At 72.1% G+C, this 19576-nt stretch carries 12 protein-coding genes and 1 pseudogene; 8 read left to right on the top strand and 5 right to left on the bottom strand.

Annotation, left to right across the window (positions count from 1 at the left end; genetic code table 11):
• Positions 1-19: 19 nt before the first annotated feature.
• On the bottom strand, positions 20-601 hold the full coding sequence (locus ACWEK3_RS35995; protein WP_450542007.1) for a hypothetical protein: 582 nt from the start codon (positions 599-601) through the stop codon (positions 20-22).
• A gap of 276 nt (positions 602-877) precedes the next feature.
• Here ACWEK3_RS35995 and ACWEK3_RS35990 point away from each other — a divergent pair, with 276 nt between their 5' ends.
• The 5 genes from ACWEK3_RS35990 to ACWEK3_RS35970 are packed head-to-tail and all read left to right on the top strand — an operon-like array spanning position 878 to position 8836.
• Positions 878-3718 (top strand): nitrate- and nitrite sensing domain-containing protein, encoded by a 2841-nt coding sequence (locus tag ACWEK3_RS35990; RefSeq protein ID WP_453251619.1) that lies wholly within the window; start codon positions 878-880, stop codon positions 3716-3718.
• Positions 3715-4176, top strand: a complete 462-nt coding sequence (locus ACWEK3_RS35985) for a roadblock/LC7 domain-containing protein (RefSeq protein ID WP_450541942.1) — start codon at positions 3715-3717, stop codon at positions 4174-4176. The genes ACWEK3_RS35990 and ACWEK3_RS35985 overlap by 4 nt, the downstream gene beginning before the upstream one ends.
• A gap of 18 nt (positions 4177-4194) precedes the next feature.
• Complete coding sequence (locus ACWEK3_RS35980) at positions 4195-4587, top strand: DUF742 domain-containing protein (RefSeq protein ID WP_450541940.1); 393 nt, start codon at positions 4195-4197, stop codon at positions 4585-4587.
• A 24-nt stretch (positions 4588-4611) separates the two neighbouring features.
• Positions 4612-8250, top strand: coding sequence for a hydantoinase B/oxoprolinase family protein (locus ACWEK3_RS35975; RefSeq protein ID WP_453251618.1), 3639 nt, complete (start codon positions 4612-4614; stop codon positions 8248-8250).
• A complete protein-coding gene (locus tag ACWEK3_RS35970) occupies positions 8231-8836 on the top strand; it encodes a GTP-binding protein (RefSeq protein WP_450547264.1) in 606 nt (201 codons plus the stop codon). Before ACWEK3_RS35975 ends, ACWEK3_RS35970 begins: the two co-directional genes overlap by 20 nt.
• A 34-nt stretch (positions 8837-8870) precedes the next feature.
• Here ACWEK3_RS35970 and glpK read toward each other — a convergent pair whose 3' ends face one another.
• Positions 8871-10391 carry a glycerol kinase GlpK gene (gene glpK, locus ACWEK3_RS35965; RefSeq protein ID WP_453251617.1) on the bottom strand — a complete coding sequence of 507 codons (1521 nt, stop codon included), beginning with the start codon at positions 10389-10391 and terminating at the stop codon, positions 8871-8873.
• A 254-nt stretch (positions 10392-10645) separates the two neighbouring features.
• On the opposite strand from glpK, the gene ACWEK3_RS35960 reads away from it, so the two are divergent.
• Entirely contained in the window at positions 10646-11182 is a 537-nt protein-coding gene (locus ACWEK3_RS35960; RefSeq protein WP_450547266.1) for an NUDIX domain-containing protein, read from the top strand.
• 43 nt (positions 11183-11225) lie between these two features.
• Here the strand turns inward: ACWEK3_RS35960 and ACWEK3_RS35955 are convergent, their stop codons facing one another.
• Positions 11226-13592, bottom strand: a complete 2367-nt coding sequence (locus ACWEK3_RS35955) for a TIM-barrel domain-containing protein (protein ID WP_453251616.1) — start codon at positions 13590-13592, stop codon at positions 11226-11228.
• A gap of 214 nt (positions 13593-13806) precedes the next feature.
• Here ACWEK3_RS35955 and ACWEK3_RS35950 point away from each other — a divergent pair, with 214 nt between their 5' ends.
• The gene (locus tag ACWEK3_RS35950) at positions 13807-15774 is read left to right on the top strand and encodes an acetoacetate--CoA ligase (RefSeq protein ID WP_450547268.1); all 1968 of its coding nucleotides are present in this window, start codon (positions 13807-13809) and stop codon (positions 15772-15774) included.
• A 190-nt stretch (positions 15775-15964) separates the two neighbouring features.
• A pseudogene (locus ACWEK3_RS35945) lies at positions 15965-16860 on the top strand (hypothetical protein).
• Between the two features lie 71 nt (positions 16861-16931).
• Here the strand turns inward: ACWEK3_RS35945 and ptsP are convergent.
• Both ptsP and ACWEK3_RS35935 read right to left on the bottom strand, forming a co-directional pair.
• Entirely contained in the window at positions 16932-18602 is a 1671-nt protein-coding gene (gene ptsP, locus ACWEK3_RS35940; protein ID WP_453251615.1) for a phosphoenolpyruvate--protein phosphotransferase, read from the bottom strand.
• Between the two features lie 92 nt (positions 18603-18694).
• Positions 18695-19144 (bottom strand): PTS sugar transporter subunit IIA, encoded by a 450-nt coding sequence (locus ACWEK3_RS35935; RefSeq protein ID WP_390873026.1) that lies wholly within the window; start codon positions 19142-19144, stop codon positions 18695-18697.
• Positions 19145-19576 lie beyond the last annotated feature (432 nt).

Raw genomic sequence — 19576 nt, 5'->3', positions numbered from 1 at the left:
CCGCCGGCGGCCGGTACCCCTACGGATGCGACAACTGGCCCGAGCCGCCCCGGCCGTGTATCCGCTTCCCCGCCCGCTCGGCCCGCCGCTCCTGGCGCCGCTCGCGCCGCAGGGCCCGCGCGGTGCTGCTCGGCACCGACACCACGCCGTTGCGCTGGTTCCACACCTGGCGGGTCACCCACACGTCGAGCGCCGCCCAGGTGGCCACCACCGTGCTGGCCACGCTGCTCAGAAGCATCGGGAACGCCAGCCACGCCCCGGACACGCTGAACAGGAACGCCACCACGGCCTGTATCAGCGTCACGGAGACGATCAGCACCGCCCGCACGGCGGCCGAACGCACCGGATCCGGCAGCCTGCGCCGCCGCGCGGGCTCCTCGACCCACAACGGCTGTCCGCCCCGCCCGCCCGTGTGCACCGAAGACCCGTACGCCCCCGGCCGCTCCGCTGTCCCCATCACTGCGTCCCTCCCCACCGCCGGCAGACCGCTCGCCCCGGTGCCCGAAGAACCGGCTCCCCAGTGGCTGCCCGGCTTGCGCTGTTTTACGCGGCCCGGACGCGCACTGCGCCTCCTGTGGCCGATTCCGCCCCCATCTCCCATGGACAAGGACGAACGAGACGTCACGAAGATTCCCGGCCGACGAAAAAAATCGGTCAACCGACCAGGCCGGACGCCCCGTTCCCGTACCCGCGCCATCACGGCCTTCCAGACCGGCATCTCCCGCAATGCCCCGACAACTCACCCGCTCCGGCACCCATACGGAAGTACTGGCTCCGGACAGCTCTTCGAGTTGACTGCATGTCGGTAGTAGGCTCGCGCCGTTTGTTGACGCACATGTGTACCCCCGGGCCTCTGGGGGACGAGCTGGGGGAGGCCATGCGCTTTCGCGGGAAGTCCATCCGCCGGAAGATCGTGGCGCTGTTGCTCGTGCCGCTGCTCTCGCTCACCGCGATCTGGGCCTTCGCCACGCTGATCACCGGGCGGCAGGTGACGCAACTGTTCAACGCGTCCTCCGTGGTGGAGGAGGTCGCCTACCCCACCGAGGACACCGTCCGGGTCCTGCAACAGGAACGCCGCCAGACCCTCGTCCATCTCGCCGACCCCCGCGCCTCCGACGGCCTCGCCGCACTGCGGCGCAGCAGGAGCGCCACCGACGAGGCCATCGCCAGGATCCGCGGGACCGCGAAGAACCCCGACGTCCGCGAAGCGCTCGGCCCGTCCGGCGCCGGACGCCTGAGCGTCGCGATGGACGCCTTCGACGGCATCGACTCGCTGCGCCGCAGTGTCGAGGACCGCACCGTCGGGCGCGCCGAGGCACTCGACCTCTACAACCAGCTCATCGACCCCTGCTACGCCCTGCTCGCCAACCTCCACGTCGTCGACGACGTCGACCTGGCCAGGCAGTACCGCGCCCTGGTCGGTCTCGCCCAGGCCCGCGAACTCCTCTCCCGCGAGGACGCGTTGCTCGGCTCCTCGCTGATCGTCGGCCGCCTGTCCCGCGACGAGACCCGCGGCATCTCCGACCTGGTCGCCCAGCGCTCCCTGCTGTACGGCGTCGACCTGCCCCTGCTGCCCTCCTCCGAACGCGGCCGCTACGACCGCTTCTGGCAGAACGCCTCCTCCGCACCGCTGCGGACCGCCGAACAGGCCGCCGTCTCCAGCACGTCCGGCACACCGCGGGGGGTGAGCGTGCAGAGCTGGGACACCGCCGCCGGGGACGTCCTCGACGAGCTGGGCACCCTCAACGACGAGGCGAACGACCGCTTCCAGGACCGTGTCCGCCCGGTCGCGATGGACGTCATCCTGGAGGCCGCCGTCGCGGGCGTCCTCGGCCTGATCGCCGTGCTGGTCTCGCTCGTCCTGTCCGTGCGCGTCGGCCGCGGCCTCATCCGCGACCTCAGGCAACTGCGCCTGGAGGCCCACGAGGCCTCCGGTGTCCGGCTGCCCAGCGTGATGCGCCGGCTGTCGGCCGGCGAACAGGTCGACGTCGAGACCGAGGTCCCGCGCCTGGAGTACGACAGGAACGAGATCGGCGAGGTCGGCCAGGCCCTCAACACCTTGCAGCGGGCCGCCGTCGAGGCCGCCGTCAAACAGGCCGAACTCCGCGCCGGCGTCTCCGAGGTCTTCGTCAACCTCGCCCGTCGCAGCCAGGTCCTGCTGCACAAGCAGCTCACCCTCCTCGACGCGATGGAGCGCCGCACCGAGGACACCGACGAGCTCGCCGACCTGTTCCGGCTGGACCACCTCACCACCCGTATGCGCCGGCACGCCGAAGGCCTGGTGATCCTGTCCGGCGCCGCCCCGTCCCGGCAGTGGCGCAAGCCCGTCCAGCTGATGGACATCGTGCGCGCTGCCGTCGCCGAGGTCGAGGACTACGAACGCATCGAGGTCCGTCGGCTGCCGCGCACCGCGGTCACCGGCCCCGCCGTCGCCGACCTCACCCATCTCGTGGCCGAACTCCTCGAGAACGCCACGGTGTTCTCGCCACCGCACACCGCGGTCCAGGTCGTCGGCGAACGCGTCGCCAACGGCTTCACCCTGGAGATCCACGACCGGGGCCTCGGCATGGCCGCCGAGACGCTGCTGGATGCCAACCTCCGGCTCGCCGAGACACCCGAGTTCGAGCTCTCCGACACCGACCGGCTCGGGTTGTTCGTGGTCAGCCGGCTCGCCCAGCGGCAGCACGTCCGGGTCTCCCTCCAGCCGTCCCCGTACGGCGGCACCACCGCGATCGTCTTCATCCCCGACGCGCTGCTGACGGACGACGTCCCGGACACCAACGGCATGGGCTTCCGTCTCGACCGGCCCACCGGGAAGGCCGACCGGGAGGGAGGCCGCAGGGCCGCTCTCGCCCAGGCACCGGTGCAACTGCCCGGACTGCCCGCCTCGGTCCTGGACGGGCCGGTGGAGCTGGAGGCACCCGTCGACCTGGACGCCATCGAGGACTTCCCGGACGTCCTCGACGAGGAGGCCGGCGAGAACGGCGGACTGTTCGGTCCGCGCCCCTCCCCGGCACGGCAGACGGCGCACGAGGCGCTGCCCCGCAGCCTCGCCGAGCACCGGCAGAGCACGAGCCGGCGTGGCACGCCGCAGGAGACCGGCGAGGAGGAGAACCCGGGGCGCGCGGTCCCGCTGCCCCGGCGCCGGACACCCAAGCTGGTCAGCTCCCATGGACGCCCGGTCACCGAGCAGAGGTCCCGCCGTGAGACGGCCGGAGCCGAGGACCCGGCGGGTCCCGGCCGCCCGGAGCGCGAACCGGCGGCCCCGCTGCCGACCTGCCGTCGCGGCGAGTCCACGCCCGGACCGGCCACGGCAGTGGCCGACGGCCGTGGGGAACGCGACAGCACCGAGGAGTCGAGCCAGGGAACGCGGCAGGCTCCGGCCCTTCCGCGGCGCACCGTCCGGTCCGCGCCCGCCGGCGGCGGGCCGGCCGGCGAGGGGCGCGACCCGGCCGAGGCACCCGGCGACCCGGGACCCGACGCGGGTCCGCTGCCCCGGCGCACACGGCAGGCCAGTCTCGCCCCGCAACTGAAGCGGAGCCCCGGCCGGCCCGAAGGGACGGACCCCGACGCCGTCGAACGCGACGCCGACGAGGTACGCAGCCGGATGGCCTCGCTCCAGCGCGGCTGGCAGCGCGGCCGCGAGGAGAACGCCGCGGGGGACCATGCCCCGGACGGCAGCACAGCACAAGGAACGACAAAGGGGGACGGTCGATGACCGCACCGAAGGCGACCGGCCACACCACGACGGACAGGACAGGCGCGACAGACGAAACCAACAGGGTGAACAAGGTGGAGCTGAACTGGCTCCTCGACGAACTCGTGGACAGGGTCGCGAGCATCCGCAAGGCCATCGTCCTGTCCCGGGACGGACTGGCCACCGGCGTGTCCAAGGACCTGACCCGGGAGGACAGCGAGCACCTGGCCGCCGTGGCCTCCGGCTTCCACAGCCTCGCCAAGGGCGTGGGCCGGCACTTCGACGCGGGCGGCGTCCGCCAGACGGTCGTCGAGCTCGACGACGCCTTCCTGTTCGTGACGGCGGCCGGCGACGGCAGCTGCCTCGCCGTCCTGTCGGACGCCGACTCCGACGTCGGCCAGGTGGCCTACGAGATGACACTGCTGGTCAAGCGGGTCGGTGCGCATCTGGGCGCCGCTCCGCGCACCGATGTGCCCTGAGGCGGGTAGTGGGATGACATGAGCGGAGACGGTCAGGCACGAAGCCACTGGTTCGACGACGAGGCCGGACCGGTGGTCCGTCCGTACGCCATGACACGGGGCCGCACCAGCCATGCGGCCCAGCACCGCCTCGACCTGATCGCGGTGGTCGTCACGGAGCCCCATGTGGAGGACCCGGAGGCGGACGTCACGCTGTCCCCGGAACACGTGGACATCGTCGGGCTGTGCCGCTCTCCGCAGTCGGTCGCCGAACTCGCCGCGGGGCTCGATCTGCCCATCGGCGTGGTGCGCGTGCTCGTCGGCGACCTCGTGGACGAGGAGTACGTCCACGTGACGCGTCCGGTGCCGCCGGCGGAACTGCCGGACGAGAGCATCCTGCGGGACGTGATCAACGGCCTGCGGGCGCTGTGAGCGGTGGGAAAACAGGGTGGTGACATGACGGGCTGGCAGTTCTGGGTCGACCGGGGCGGCACGTTCACCGACATCGTCGCGCGCCGCCCGGACGGACGTCTGGTCACGCACAAGCTGCTGTCCGACAACCCCGCGCGGTACGCCGACGCGGCCGTCGCTGGCATCCGTGCCCTCCTGGACGGCTCCGCCCGTTCCATCGAGTCGGTCCGCATGGGCACCACCGTGGCCACCAACGCCCTGCTGGAGCGCACGGGCGAGCGGACCCTCCTCGTCGTCACCCGCGGCTTCCGGGACGCCCTGCGCATCGCCTACCAGAACCGTCCGCACATCTTCGCCCGCCGTATCGAGCTGCCCGAGCTGCTGTACGAGCGGGTCGTCGAGGTCGACGAGCGCATCGCGGCCGACGGCACCGTCCTGCGCGCCCCCGACCTGGACGCGCTCGCCGGACCCCTGCGGCAGGCGTACGACGACGGGATCCGCGCCGTCGCCGTGGTCTGCCTCCACAGCCATCTGCACCCCGCGCACGAGAGGGCCGTCGGCGAGCTGGCCGCCCGCGTCGGCTTCCCGCAGATCTCGCTGTCCAGCGAGGTCAGCCCCCTGATGAAGCTCGTCCCGCGCGGCGACACCGCCGTCGTCGACGCCTACCTGTCGCCCGGGCTGCGCCGCTACATCCAGCACGTCTCCGACGAACTGGACGGCGTGCGGCTGATGTTCATGCAGTCCAACGGCGGGCTCGCCGAGGCCGGACAGTTCCGCGGCAAGGACGCCGTCCTGTCCGGCCCCGCCGGCGGCATCGTCGGCATGGCCCGCATGTCCCGGCTCGCCGGCTTCGACCGGGTCATCGGCTTCGACATGGGCGGTACCTCCACCGACGTCTCCCACTACGCGGGCGCGTACGAACGCGTCCTCACCACGCAGATCGCCGGCGTCCGGCTGCGCGCACCCATGCTCGACATCCACACCGTGGCCGCCGGCGGCGGCTCGGTCCTGCACTTCGACGGCACCCGCTACCGGGTCGGACCGGACTCGGCGGGCGCCGACCCGGGACCCGCCTCCTACCGGGGCGGAGGCCCGCTCGCCGTCACCGACGCCAACGTCATGCTCGGCCGCATCCAGCCCGCCCACTTCCCCGAGGTGTTCGGCCCCGGCGGCGACCAGCCCCTCGACGAGGCACTCGTCCGTGAACGCTTCACCGGCCTCGCCCGCGAGATCCGTGAGCGGACGGGCGACGACCGCACCCCCGAGCAGGTGGCCGAGGGCTACCTGCAGATCGCCGTCGCCAACATCGCCAACGCCGTCAAGCGGATCTCCGTGCAGAAGGGCCACGACGTCACCCGCTACGCCCTCACCACCTTCGGCGGTGCGGGCGGACAGCACGCCTGCATGGTCGCCGACTCGCTCGGCATCCGCACCGTGCTCGTCCCGCCCATGGCGGGCGTCCTGTCCGCGCTCGGCATCGGCCTCGCCGACACCACGGCCATGCGCGAGCAGTCCGTCGAAGCACCCCTGGAGCCCGCCGCCATGCCGGGCGTGCTGAAGACCGCCGACGATCTGGAGGGCGCGGCCCGCGCGGAACTGCGCGCCGAGGACGTCCCCGAGGAGCGCGTCCGCGTCACCCGCCGCGCCCAGCTCCGCTACGACGGCACGGACACGACCCTCACCGTCGAGCTGACCGAGCCCGCCGCCATGCGGCGCGCCTTCGAAGAGCGTCATCGCGCCACGTACTCCTTCACGCTCGACCGCCCGATCGTCGTCGAAGCCCTCTCGGTGGAAGCCACCGGCATCACCGAACCCCCCGATCTGTCCGCCCTCTCCCCGTACGAGCCCGCCCGCGCCGGCCGCTCCGCCGCCCCGGAGACCGTCCGCCTCCACACCGGCGGCGCCTGGCGCGACGTACCCCTCCACCGCCGTGAGGAGCTGCCCCCCGGCGAGGCCGTCACCGGCCCCGCGATCGTCACCGAGGCCAGTGCGACGACCGTCGTCGACGACGGCTGGCGGGCCGTGGCGCGGGACGACGGGCATCTGCTCCTGGAACGCGTGGCGGTCACGCAGAGTTCCGATCTCGGTACGGAAGCCGACCCGGTTCTGCTGGAGGTGTTCAACAACCTCTTCATGTCGATCGCCGAGCAGATGGGTGCCCGGCTGGAGTCCACGGCCCAGTCGGTCAACATCAAGGAGCGCCTCGACTTCTCCTGCGCCCTCTTCGACCCGGACGGAAACCTCGTGGCCAACGCCCCGCACATCCCCGTGCACCTGGGCTCGATGGGCACCAGCGTCAAGGAGGTCATCCGGCGCCGCGGCCCCCGGACGCGGCCGGGCGACACCTACGCGGTCAACGACCCGTACCACGGCGGCACGCACCTGCCGGACGTCACCGTCGTCACCCCGGTGTTCGACACCGCCGGCACACAGGGTGACCGCATCCTCTTCTACGTCGCCTCGCGCGGCCACCACGCCGAGATCGGCGGGATCGCGCCGGGCTCCATGCCGGCCGGCAGCCGCACCATCGAGGAGGAGGGCGTCCTCTTCGACAACTGGCTGCTCGCCGAGAACGGCCGCCTGCGCGAGGAGGAGACCCGCCGCCTGCTGACCGGCGCGCCCTACCCCTCCCGCAACCCGGAGACCAACCTCGCCGACCTGCGCGCCCAGATCGCCGCCAACCAGAAGGGCGTCGACGAGGTCGCCCGCATGATCGAGGACTTCGGCCTCGATGTCGTCCAGGCCTATATGCGGCACGTCCAGGACAACGCGGAGGAGGCCGTCCGCCGGGTCATCGACGCCCTGGACGACGGGGAGTACGCCTACGAGACCGACTCGGGCGCCGTCATCCGCGTACGCGTGCGCGTGGACCGCGAACACCGGTCGGCGACGATCGACTTCACCGGCACCTCCGCGCAGCTCGCGACCAACTTCAATGCCCCGTTCTCCGTGGTCAACGCGGTCGTCCTCTATGTCTTCCGCACGCTGGTCGCCGACGACATCCCGCTCAACGACGGCTGCCTGCGCCCCCTGGAGATCATCGTGCCGCCCGGCTCCATGCTCTCCCCGCGGCCCCCGGCCGCCGTCGTCGCGGGCAACGTCGAGACCTCCCAGGCGATCACCGGCGCCCTCTACGCGGCGCTCGGCGTCCAGGCGGAGGGCTCCGGCACGATGAACAACATCACCTTCGGCAACGAGCGCCACCAGTACTACGAGACCGTCGCCTCCGGCTCGGGCGCGAGCGACGGATTCCCCGGCGCCTGCGTCGTCCAGACGCACATGACCAACTCCCGGCTCACCGACCCCGAAGTCCTCGAATGGCGGCTGCCCGTACGGCTGGAGGAGTTCACGGTCCGGCACGGCAGCGGCGGCGCCGGACGGTGGCCGGGCGGGGACGGCGCGGTGCGCCGCATCCGCTTCCTGGAGGCCATGACCGTCTCCACGCTCTGCCAGCACCGCAGGGTGCGCCCCTACGGCATGGCGGGCGGCGAGCCCGGCGCACTGGGCGCCAACCGGGTGGAACACGCGGACGGCACGGTCACCGAACTCGGCGGAAGCGACTCCGCGGACGTCGCCCCCGGCGACGTACTGGTCGTCGAAACCCCCGGCGGTGGAGGATACGGCCCGCCGCCGCCCGACCCACATCGAGCAGGAGAAGAGATCGATGATCTTCGGCCGTTCTGAGCGCGGCAAGCCCCCGGTCGAGCCCGTCACGCTCAAGATCCTGGTGGCCGGCGGCTTCGGCGTGGGCAAGACGACCCTCGTCGGCGCGGTCAGCGAGATCAGGCCGCTGCGCACCGAGGAGCTGCTGACCGAGGCCGGGCGGCCGGTCGACGACGTCAGCGGCGTGGAGGGCAAGCACACCACCACGGTGGCCATGGACTTCGGCCGTATCACGCTGCGCGAGGACCTGGTGCTGTACCTGTTCGGGACGCCCGGGCAGGAGCGGTTCTGGTTCATGTGGGACGAGCTGTCCGAGGGCGCGCTCGGCGCGGTCGTGCTGGCCGACACCCGCCGCCTCGAGGACTGCTTCGCCGCCGTGGACTACTTCGAGCGGCGCTCCATCCCCTTCCTCGTCGCCGTCAACTGCTTCGAGGCCGCCGCCCGCTATCCCGTGGACACCATCCGCCAGGCCCTCGACCTCGACGACCACGTCCCGCTGCTGCTGTGCGACGCCCGCGAACGCGAGTCGGTGAAGGAGGTCCTCATCGAGGTCGTCCAGCACGCGATGGCCCACGCCGCTGACCGCCGCCGGGCCGCCGCCATCTGACGCCGCGTACGAGGGCCCACAGACTGGTTCTCGCCTAGTTCTCGCCGTCCTCCAGCCAGCCGAAGCTCTTCTCCACGGCCTTGCGCCAGTTGCGGTACTCGCGGTCACGGACCGAGGCGTCCATGGACGGGGTCCACTCGGCGTCCTTCTGCCAGTGCGACGTGAGCTCTTCGAGGTCGTTCCACACGCCCGTGGCCAGCCCGGCCGCGTACGCGGCGCCCAGGCAGGTCGTCTCGGAGATCCTGGGACGGATCACCGGCACGTCGAGCACGTCCGCCTGGTGCTGCATGAGCAGGTTGTTCTTGGTCATGCCGCCGTCGACCTTCAGGGTCGTCAGCCGGACCCCGGAGTCCTGGTACATGGCGTCCACGACCTCGCGCGTCTGCCAGCTGGTCGCCTCCAGCACCGCCCGCGCCAGGTGCGCCTTGGTGACGTACCGGGTCAGGCCGGTGATCACCCCGCGCGCGTCGGAGCGCCAGTACGGCGCGAACAGGCCGGAGAAGGCGGGCACGATGTACGCGCCGCCGTTGTTCTCCGCGCTCGCCGCCAGCGGCTCGATCTCGTCCGCGGTGCGGATGATGCCGAGCTGGTCGCGGAACCACTGCACCAGCGCGCCCGTGATGGCGATGGCGCCCTCCAGGCAGTACACGGGGGCCTCGTCGCCGATCTTGTAGCCCATGGTGGTGAGCAGGCCGCTCTTGGACGGCACGGGCCGGTTGCCCGTGTTCAGCAGCAGGAAGCTGCCGGTGCCGTACGTGTTCTTGGCGTCGCCCACGTCATAGCAGGCCTGCCCGAACACGGCCGCCTGCTGGTCGCCGAGGGCGGAGGCCACGGGAACCCCGGCGAGCTGGCCGACGGCGGTCCCGTACACCTCGGAGGAGGATCTGATCTCGGGCAGCATCGCCTCGGGGACGTTCATGGCGGACAGGATCGACTGGTCCCACTGGAGGCTCTGCAGGTTCATCAGCATGGTGCGGCCTGCGTTGGTGACGTCGGTGACGTGTCGGCCGCCGTCGACTCCGCCGGTGAGGTTCCAGATCAGCCACGTGTCGATCGTGCCGAAGGCGATCTCACCGCGCTCGGCGCGATCGCGCAGGCCGGGCACGTTGTCCAGCAGCCAGACCGCCTTGGGGCCGGAGAAGTAGCTGGCGAGCGGCAGGCCGGTCTGCTCGCGGAAACGATCCTGCCCTTCGGAGCCGCCCAGCTCGTTGCAGAGCGCCGCGGTCCGCGTGTCCTGCCAGACGATCGCGTTGTGCACGGGCTTGCCGGTGGCCCGGTCCCACAGGACGGTCGTCTCGCGCTGGTTGGTGATGCCGAGGGCGCTGAGCTGGTCGGCGCGCAGCCCCGCCTTGGCGAGGGCGCCCGCGACCACCGCCTGCACCTTCGACCAGATCTCGGTGGCGTCGTGCTCCACCCAGCCCGGCTTGGGGAAGATCTGGCGGTGCTCGCGCTGGTCGACGGCGACGATGGCGCCACTGTGATCGAAGACGATGCAGCGGCTCGAGGTGGTGCCCTGGTCGATGGCGGCCACGAACCTCTCGGCGTTGTCCGTCATGGCTATCCCTTGGGGAGTGGAGAAGCGGCCGAGGGCCGGGACCATCCATCCCCTGCGCCCTCACTGGTAACATTTTGTCCCACGTTGGGGAAAACAGCCCGGGATGGGCGGCCAAGGCGCCGACGCCCGAGACGACCGGGTCCGGGGAGTGGGGGAAGTGTTCACCCGCCCACAGGGAGCGTCAAGGACGCCGGCGGCAACGGTGACAACCACCGACGGAAGACGTCCGCCCACTGATCGGATACAGTCCGCGCGTGCCCGAAACCCCGCACCCGACCGCCAACTCCGTACCGCGCTCCCACTGTTCGAGCTGCGGAGCGCCTTACGGCGAGGGCGTCACCGGCTGGCCCCGCACCTGCCCGGCCTGCGGCACCGCGGCCTACCGCAACCCGCTGCCGGTCGCGGTGGCCCTGCAACCCGTGTACGACACCCGGGGCACCGCCCTGGTCGTCATCACCCGCACCATCGCCCCCGCGCGCGGGGGCACGGCCCTGCCGGGCGGCTACATCGACGACCACGAGGACTGGCGCCAGGCCGTCGTCCGCGAGCTCCAGGAGGAGACCGGGATCGAGGCGGCCGCACGCGATGTGCGGCTCGCCGACGCGATGAGCTCGCCCGATGGACATCTGCTGCTCTTCGGACTGCTTCCGGAGCGCCCCGCCGAGGGCCTGCCGCAGTTCACCGCCACCGATGAGACGGAGGACCGCCACCTGCTGCGCAGGCCCGCCGAACTCGCCTTCCCGCTGCACACCCGGGCCGTCCGGGCCTGGTTCGACGGCCGCTACCTCTGAAAGGCCGCACACGCTCCAACGGCCGCTCGGTGCCCGCCCGAACTCAGGACGCGCCGAGCCCCCGTATGCGCACCGGGTGGGGCGGCTCGCCGGCACCGTCCTCCCGCTCGCGCTCGACGACCACCTCCACGCCCTGCCAACGGGTCGCATAGCGTTCGATCTCCGGCTCCTCCCAGCCGTCGCCCGCGTCCGGCACCACCAGCCCGCCGCCCGTACGCCCCTGGGCGGGCGCCCACGCCTCCAGCTCCAGGCCGCCGCCCTCACCTCGCACGGGAATCACGGCGCCCGCGCGCGCGAGCACCGGAATCCGCGCGAGCGGGGCGTCGACCAGCACCTGCCCCGGCCCCTCGTACGCCCGTCCTGTCGCCGTGTCGTACCAGCGGCCCGGCGGCAGCCGCACCGCCCGCCGGTCCGTACCGGAGTCGAGCACGGGCGCCACCAGAAGGCCGTCGCCGAGCAGGAAGGCGTCCTCGCAGTCCCGCAGAGCGCGGTCCTCCGGCGCGCCCCACCACAGCGGCCGCACACAGGGCACCCCGGTGCGCCGCGCCAGGTGCGCGAGCGTCACGAAGTACGGCAGCAGACGCCGGCGCTCGACGAGCGCCACGCGCGCGTGCTCCAGGACCTCCGGACCGAACTCCCACGACTCCCCGCGCCCCGCCCGCGGGCTCGCGTGCGTGCGGAACAGCGGCAGACAGGACCCCAGTTGGAGCCGGCGCAGATACAGCTCGGGGGAGGGGAGGCCGTCGGACCCGCCCACGTCCGGGCCGGAGTACGGCACTCCGCACAGACCCAGTCCCAGCACCAGTGACAGCGACGCCCGCAGTCCCGGCCAGCCGGTGGGCACGTTGCCCGGCCAGATGCCGCCGTAGCGCTGCATCCCGGCCCAGCCCGAGCGCGAGAAGAGGAACGGGCGCTCCTCGGGCACCAGGTCTCGCAGCCCCTCGTACGCCGCCTCGGCCATGCACAGGGCGTACACGTTGTGCGCCTGGCGATGGTCGCCGCCCCGGCCCTCCAGGGCGTGCCGGGCAGACCTGGGCAGGGTCGTCTCGCCGAAGGCGGCGAAGGAGGTCGGCTCGTTCATGTCGTGCCGGAAGCCGGCGAACCCCTGCCCCAGCCGCTCCCGGTACAAGCCGCCCCACCACTGCCGCACGCGCGCGTGCGTGAAGTCCGGGAAAACGGCTTCTCCGGGCCGGGCGACGCCCCGCACCACCTGGCCCGAGGCGTCCCGTACGAAGGCGTCCGCGGCCGTTCCGCCGTCGTACACGGCGTTCCCCGGCGCGGCCCTCACGGCAGGTTCGACGACGGACACCAGCCGGATCCCGTCCCGCCGCAGCTCCTCGGCCAGCACCGGCAGCTTGGGGAAGCGGTCCTCGTCGACGGTGAACACCTGGTGCGCGTCGTGGTGGTCGGTGTCCAGGTGCACGGCGTCCAGCGGCAGTTCGTGCTCGTGGTAGCCCGCGACGATCCGCCGCACCTCCTGTTCGCCGCCGGAGCCCCACCGCGCGTGATGGTGCCCCAGGGCCCACGCGGGCGGGACCGCGGCCGGTCCGGTGAGGGAGGACCAGACGTGCGCCACGCGCGCGGGGGTGCCGACGACCACCCAGCAGCGCAGCGGACCGCCGTCCATCCTGAACTCGCTCGCCCCGGCCCGGTCGTGGCCCGAGCCGGCGCCCTCCGCCCCCTCCCGGAGCGTGACCGTGCCGTCCCAGGAGTTGTCGTGGAACACCAGGTGCGTGCCAGCGTCGGCCACGACCAACTGGACCGGCATGGTGACGTGGAGCGGGTCGTCACCGGGACCGAACGCATGGCCCGGATCGGTGTTCCACAGGCGATAGGTGCCGTCGCGCAACCGTGGGCCGCCGGCCCGGCCGCCCAGACCGAAGAACCGCGCGTCGGCCGCCACCTCCGACCGCTGCGACCACCGTGCGGAGCCCCCGCCGACCGGCTCCCACCACCGGGGCGGCAGATCACGGCGCAGCGGCACGCCCCCGGGCGTGCGGACCTCGATCGCGCCGAGCCTCGAGACACCGACGGTGACCCGCTCGGCCACGACCCGCCAGCCACCGTCCTTGTCCGGCTCCAGCACCGCGCGCGGGTCCGGCTCCGGGCACGCGCGGGCGAGCGCGTACGAGGGCTCGGGCCCGGCGCCGTCCCAGGCCCAGAAGACGGCCCCGTTCCCGGCGACGGCTATACGGAGCTCCGAGCGGGCGAAGCGGACGACACCGCCCCCGGGTCCGGGCGCCACGTCCCGCACCGCACCGGGCACCCGCGCGCGTTCGGCCCCCCGCGACGGCAGGCCGCCGGCGTCCGCACGCCGCCGGCGCCACGCGGCGCGTACGGTGCGCAGCCCCTGGGCCACCCCCGCCGAACCGACCGCCTTCACCGAACGCACCAGGTCACGACCGTCCATGCTGCTCACCCTGCCATCGACGGCCGTTGGCGCGCGTGGCGTTCAACTGCCGTTCATCCGTGCCGCGACCACATCTTCACGACGCGGACTATGTGCGGTGCACCCTGGTGTAGAAGTCGATCACATGGCATCGTCCGTGTCAGCCGCGTCACGCGCACACCCCAGCACGTGCGCGGACCGACGCACACGACGCGCACAGTCCGGGAGCCGCCCCATGTCGACCGCGAACCCCCTGCCGCTCTGGCGGCCCGATCCGCAGCGGATCGCCCAGGCACAGATCACGAAGTTCCAGTCCTGGGCGGCCGAGCACCACGGCGCCCCGGCCCTGGGCGGTTACCCGGCCCTGCACCGCTGGTCCGTCGACGAGCTGGAAACGTTCTGGAAAGCCGTGACGCAGTGGTTCGACGTACGGTTCACCAGCCCCTACGCGCGCGTGCTGGGCGACCGGTCGATGCCCGGCGCCGAATGGTTCCCCGGCGCCACCCTGAACTACGCCGAACACGCCCTGCGCGCGGCCGCCACGCGCGCGAACGAGCCCGCCCTCCTCCACGTCGACGAGACACACGAACCGCGCCCGGTGACCTGGTCAGAGCTGCGCCGCCAGGTGGGCTCCCTGGCCGCCGAACTGCGCGCCCTCGGCGTACGCCCGGGGGACAGGATCAGCGGCTATCTGCCGAACATCCCCCAGGCCGTCGTCGCCCTCCTCGCCACGGCCGCCGTCGGCGCCGTCTGGACGTCCTGCGCCCCCGACTTCGGCGCCCGCAGCGTCCTCGACCGCTTCCAGCAGGTGGAACCGGTCGTCCTGTTCACCGTCGACGGCTACCGCTACGGCGGCAAGGAGCACGACCGCCGCGACGTCGTCGCCGAACTGCGCCGCGAACTGCCCACCCTGCGCGCGGTCGTCCACATCCCGCTCCTGGGCACCGAAGCCCCCGAGGACGCCCTGGAGTGGTCCGACCTGACCTCCGCCGACGTCGACCCCGTCTTCGAACCGGTGCCCTTCGACCACCCCCTGTGGGTGCTGTACTCCTCGGGCACCACCGGCCTGCCCAAGGCGATCGTGCAGTCCCAGGGCGGCATCCTCGTCGAGCACCTCAAGCAGCTCGGCCTGCACTGCGACCTCGGCCCAGGGGACCGCTTCTTCTGGTACACGTCGACCGGCTGGATGATGTGGAACTTCCTCGTCTCCGGACTGCTGACCGGCACGACGGTCATCCTGTACGACGGCAGCCCCGGGTACCCCGACACCGGCGCCCAGTGGCGTATCGCCGAACGCACCGGAGCCACCCTGTTCGGCACCTCCGCCGCCTACGTGATGGCCTGCCGCAAGGCGGGAGTGCACCCCTCGCGCGACTTCGACCTGTCGAAGGTGCGGTGCGTCGCGACGACCGGATCGCCGCTGCCGCCCGACGGATTCCGCTGGCTGCACGACGAGGTCCGCGAGGACCTGTGGATCGCCTCCGTCAGCGGCGGCACCGACGTGTGCTCCTGCTTCGCGGGAGCGGTACCGACCCTCCCGGTCCACATCGGCGAACTCCAGGCCCCGTGCCTGGGCACCGACCTCCAGTCCTGGGACCCGAACGGCACACCGCTGATCGACGAGGTCGGCGAACTCGTCGTCACCAACCCCATGCCGTCCATGCCGATCCACTTCTGGAACGACCCCGACGGCAGCCGCTACCACGACAGCTACTTCGCCATGTACCCCGGCGTGTGGCGGCACGGCGACTGGATCACGCTCACCTCGCGCGGCTCGGTGATCATCCACGGCCGCTCCGACTCCACGCTCAACCGCCAGGGCGTGCGGATGGGCTCCGCCGACATCTACGAAGCCGTCGAACGCCTCCCCGAGATCAAGGAATCCCTCGTCATCGGCGTCGAACAGCCCGACGGCGGCTACTGGATGCCCCTCTTCGTGCAGCTGGCACCCGGAGCCGCCCTCGACGACGCGCTGCTCGGCCGCATCAAGCGGACCATCCGCGAACAGCTCTCCCCACGCCACGTCCCCGACGAGGTCATCGAGGTGCCGGGCATCCCGCACACCCTCACCGGCAAGCGCATCGAGGTCCCGGTCAAGCGCCTCCTCCAGGGCACGCCGCTGGACAAGGCGGTCAACCCCGGCTCGGTCGACGACCTCGACCTGCTGCGCTTCTACGAGGAGCTGGCCCGCAAGCGCGCCTGAGCGCCGCGTTCCCCCCACCGCCCACGGTGGGGGCCGCAGGCTCCGTGAACGCCTGTCCGCCCCGTTGTCAGTGGCTCCGGTTACGGTGAGTGAGCATTGATCGACTGCGCTCACAGGGGGAAACATGGCGCACACCGACCACCTGACCATGCGGCGCGTCCTGCGCCGGGAGATCGCCGGCACCATCGGCCTGCTCACCGACGAACAGGACTTCCGCGCCATGCGGCGCTACCGCAGCTTCACGTTCGACGACCACACCACCTATCTCCACCAGGTCGAGAAACTCCTCCAACTCGTGGCCGCTCAGGGCGGCCACACCACGGTGGCCCTCTTCGACCCGGAGGAGTACGCCGAATACTGCGCGGCGAGCGGCCTCGACCCCGACATCCCGTCCAGCCGCGCCCGCTTCACCGCCGAACTCGCGAGCACGGGCCCCACCCTTCCCTACGACCGTCGAGCGGGCCGTCGACGAGCGCCTCCGGCGCGCTCAGCGCGGGCGCGAGGACGACCTCGATCGCCGCCGGCCGGCCCCTGGCCGAACTCGTCCCCGACCTCGTCGACGAGGCCGTCCGCCAGGCCACCTGGGAGTACGCCTCCACCCTGCTGGCCCGGCTCGGCCCCTGCGCCTCCTGCGGCGAGAACATCGGCCGCGCCGCCTTCGCCCGGGCCGCGGACCTCGTCGTCCGCATCCTCGACACGGCCCCGCCCGGCAACCGGCACCTGGTGTGCAGCGTCACCGGCACACCCGAAGCCCTCGTCACCGTCCTCCACGCCGACGACGAAGGCGACGCCACACAGCTCGACGAGGCCGAAGCTCTGGAGTTCACCACGGTCCTCGCCCTCGGCATCGCCACCGACGGCCCCGGCGGGCTCGTCATGCGCACCACCGCCCCCGACACCGCCGACCGCGTCTACGGCTGGCGACTGCGCGCCGGCGGCCTCGAACCCCTCACCGCCGGCGAGGTCTTCGACGCCTACTGCACCGACATCGAATCCGGCGACCTGATCTCCCCGGAATCCGGCGTCGACTACGGCGAGCCGCCCGATCTCGGAGCGGAAGAAGGACCGGACCCGCAGCACGGCTGAAACACCCGAGGGCGCCCCACCCGACAGGTGGAGCGCCCCTCGAAGACCAGCCGGCGAGCGGCGGGCCACGGTCACTCGCCGGACAGCACCGCCTGCGCCGCGGCGCGCGCCTCGTCCGCGCTGTCCGCGGCACGCGCCGCCGCGGCCGCACGCTCGCACTGCGCCAGCGTGTACTTCGCCAGCGTCGCCCGTACATAGGGAAGCGACGCCGCACCCATGGAAAGGGAGGTGACACCCAGACCGGTCAGCACACACGCGAGCATCGGGTTGGACGCGGCCTCACCGCAGACCCCGCAGCTCTTGCCCTCGGCCCGCGCGGCCTCGGCGGCGATCGCGACCAGGTCGAGCAGCGCGGGCTGCCACGGGTCCTGCCACCGCGACACCGCACCCACCTGACGGTCGGCGGCGAAGGTGTACTGCGCCAGGTCATTGGTCCCCAGTGACAGGAACTCGACCTCCTGAAGCACCGAGCGCGCCCGCAGCGCGGCCGACGGGATCTCGACCATCGCACCGAACTTCGCCCGCAGCCCCGCGGCACGGCACGCGTCCGCGAACGCCTTGGCGTCCGTCCGGTCCGCGACCATCGGGGCCATCACCTCGAGGTAGACCGGCAGGCCCTCGGCCGCCTTGGCGAGCGCCGACAACTGGGTGCGCAGCACCTCGGGGTGCTCGAGCAGCGTCCGCAGCCCCCGCACACCGAGAGCCGGGTTCGGCTCGTCGGCCGGCGTCAGGAAGTCCAGCGGCTTGTCCGCGCCCGCATCCAGCACACGCACCACGACCCGGCCCTCGGGGAAGGCCTCCAGCACCTGCCGGTAGGACTCGACCTGCTTCGCCTCGGACGGCGCGCTCTTGCTGTCGTCCAGGAACAGGAACTCGGTCCGGAACAGACCGACACCCTCGGCACCGGCCGCGAGCGCCGCCGCCACATCCGCGGGACCGCCGATGTTCGCGAGCAACGGCACCTTGTGGCCGTCCGAAGTGGCACCGGGTCCGGTCGCGGAGGCCAGCGCCGCCTTGCGTTCGGCGGCCGAGGCCTCCAGCTGCGCCTTCTTCTCCTCACCGGGGTTCACGAAGATCTCGCCGGTGCTGCCGTCGACGGCGATCACCGTGCCCTCGGCCAGCTCGACGGCGCCGGGCAGCGCCACGACGGCCGGCACACCGAGCGCCCGCGCCAGAATCGCGCTGTGACTCGTCGGCCCGCCCTCCTCGGTGACGAAGCCCAGGACCAGGGTCGGGTCCAGCAGCGCCGTGTCCGCCGGCGCCAGGTCACGGGCGACCAGCACGTACGGCTCGTCGCTGTCCGGCACACCCGGCATCGGCACACCGAGCAGACGGGCGACGATACGATTCCGCACGTCGTCCAGGTCGGCCACCCGGCCCGCGAGGTACTCACCGGCACCGGCGAGCAGGTCCCGGTAGGCGGCGAACGCGTCGTACACCGCGCGCTCGGCCGTGCTGCCGACGGCGATACGCCGATCCACATCCGCGATCAGCTCGGGGTCCTGCGCCATCAGGGCCTGCGCCTCGAGCACCGCCTGGGCCTCACCCCCGGCCAGATTGCCGCGCGCCATCAGATCGGCTGCCACGGCCTCCACCGCCTGACGGGCGCGCCCCTGTTCACGCTCCGCCTCTTCCGCGGGGATCTGCCTGGCAGGCGGCTCCAGCACCGCCGTCCCCATGTGCCGAACCTCGCCGATCGCCACACCGTGGCTCACACCGACGCCTCGCAGCGTTGTCTCCATCTCACCCGTCTCCGATAGTGCGGCGGGTCCCACCGCCGCGGTGGTTGTTGTGCGCCGTCCCCGGGAAGGCCGCCCCTGGGAAGGCAGTGGTGTCACTTCCAGGTGAAGAGACGGTCGCCGGCCTTCACTTCTCCGTTGTCGCGGAGATCGGAGAGGCTGTCGGCGGTGGCTTCCAAGGCCACGACCGGGCACACGGGGGACTTGCCCGCGGCTTCGACGGCGGCGGGGTTCCAGCGCACCACCGCCTGGCCACGCACCACCGTGTCGCCCTTCTTCACCAGCAGCTCGAAGCCCTCGCCGTTGAGCTGCACGGTGTCGATACCGAGGTGGGTGAGCACCCCGCGCCCCTCCTCGTCGACGACGACGAAGGCGTGCGGGTGCAGCGAGACGATGACTCCGTCCACGGGGGCCACGGCGTCGGCGGGCTCGCGTACCGGGTCGAGCGCCATGCCGGGGCCGACCATGGCTCCGGAGAAGACCGGATCCGGCACGGCGGCCAGTCCGATGGCGCGTCCTGCGACGGGGGACGTCACGGTGGTCATGGGAAGCCTCCCAGGGGTGGAGATTCATGTGCGCCGTCACTGCCTCGCCGGAGACGGCGCAGTGCGGCAGCAGGCTATGTCTCGGTAAGTACCGGTTACGGGCGAGAGCTTACACAGCTCACGTTGGTGGTCTAGACCACCAAACGAAACGATTTGCACCCACTCCGCGGATCCATGTACAGTCGTACCCCTGCTCGGGGCTGAGTGACGCCACCAGGCGTCCTTGCCGGGCAGCACCCATACTTGTCAGATCCTATCTCGGGATCATCTTCTGCATGCCCGCAGGACGGTGGTCAGGGAGACCGGAAAAGCCTGATAGAGTTTGGATCACCGAAGCGAAGCGCCCGGAGGAAAGCCCGAGAGGGTGAGTACGAAGGAAGCGTCCGTTCCTTGAGAACTCAACAGCGTGCCAAAAGTCAACGCCAGATATGT

This window comes from Streptomyces sp. NPDC004721, from assembly GCF_053601495.1.
This window is presented reverse-complemented; position numbering and strand designations above follow the sequence as displayed.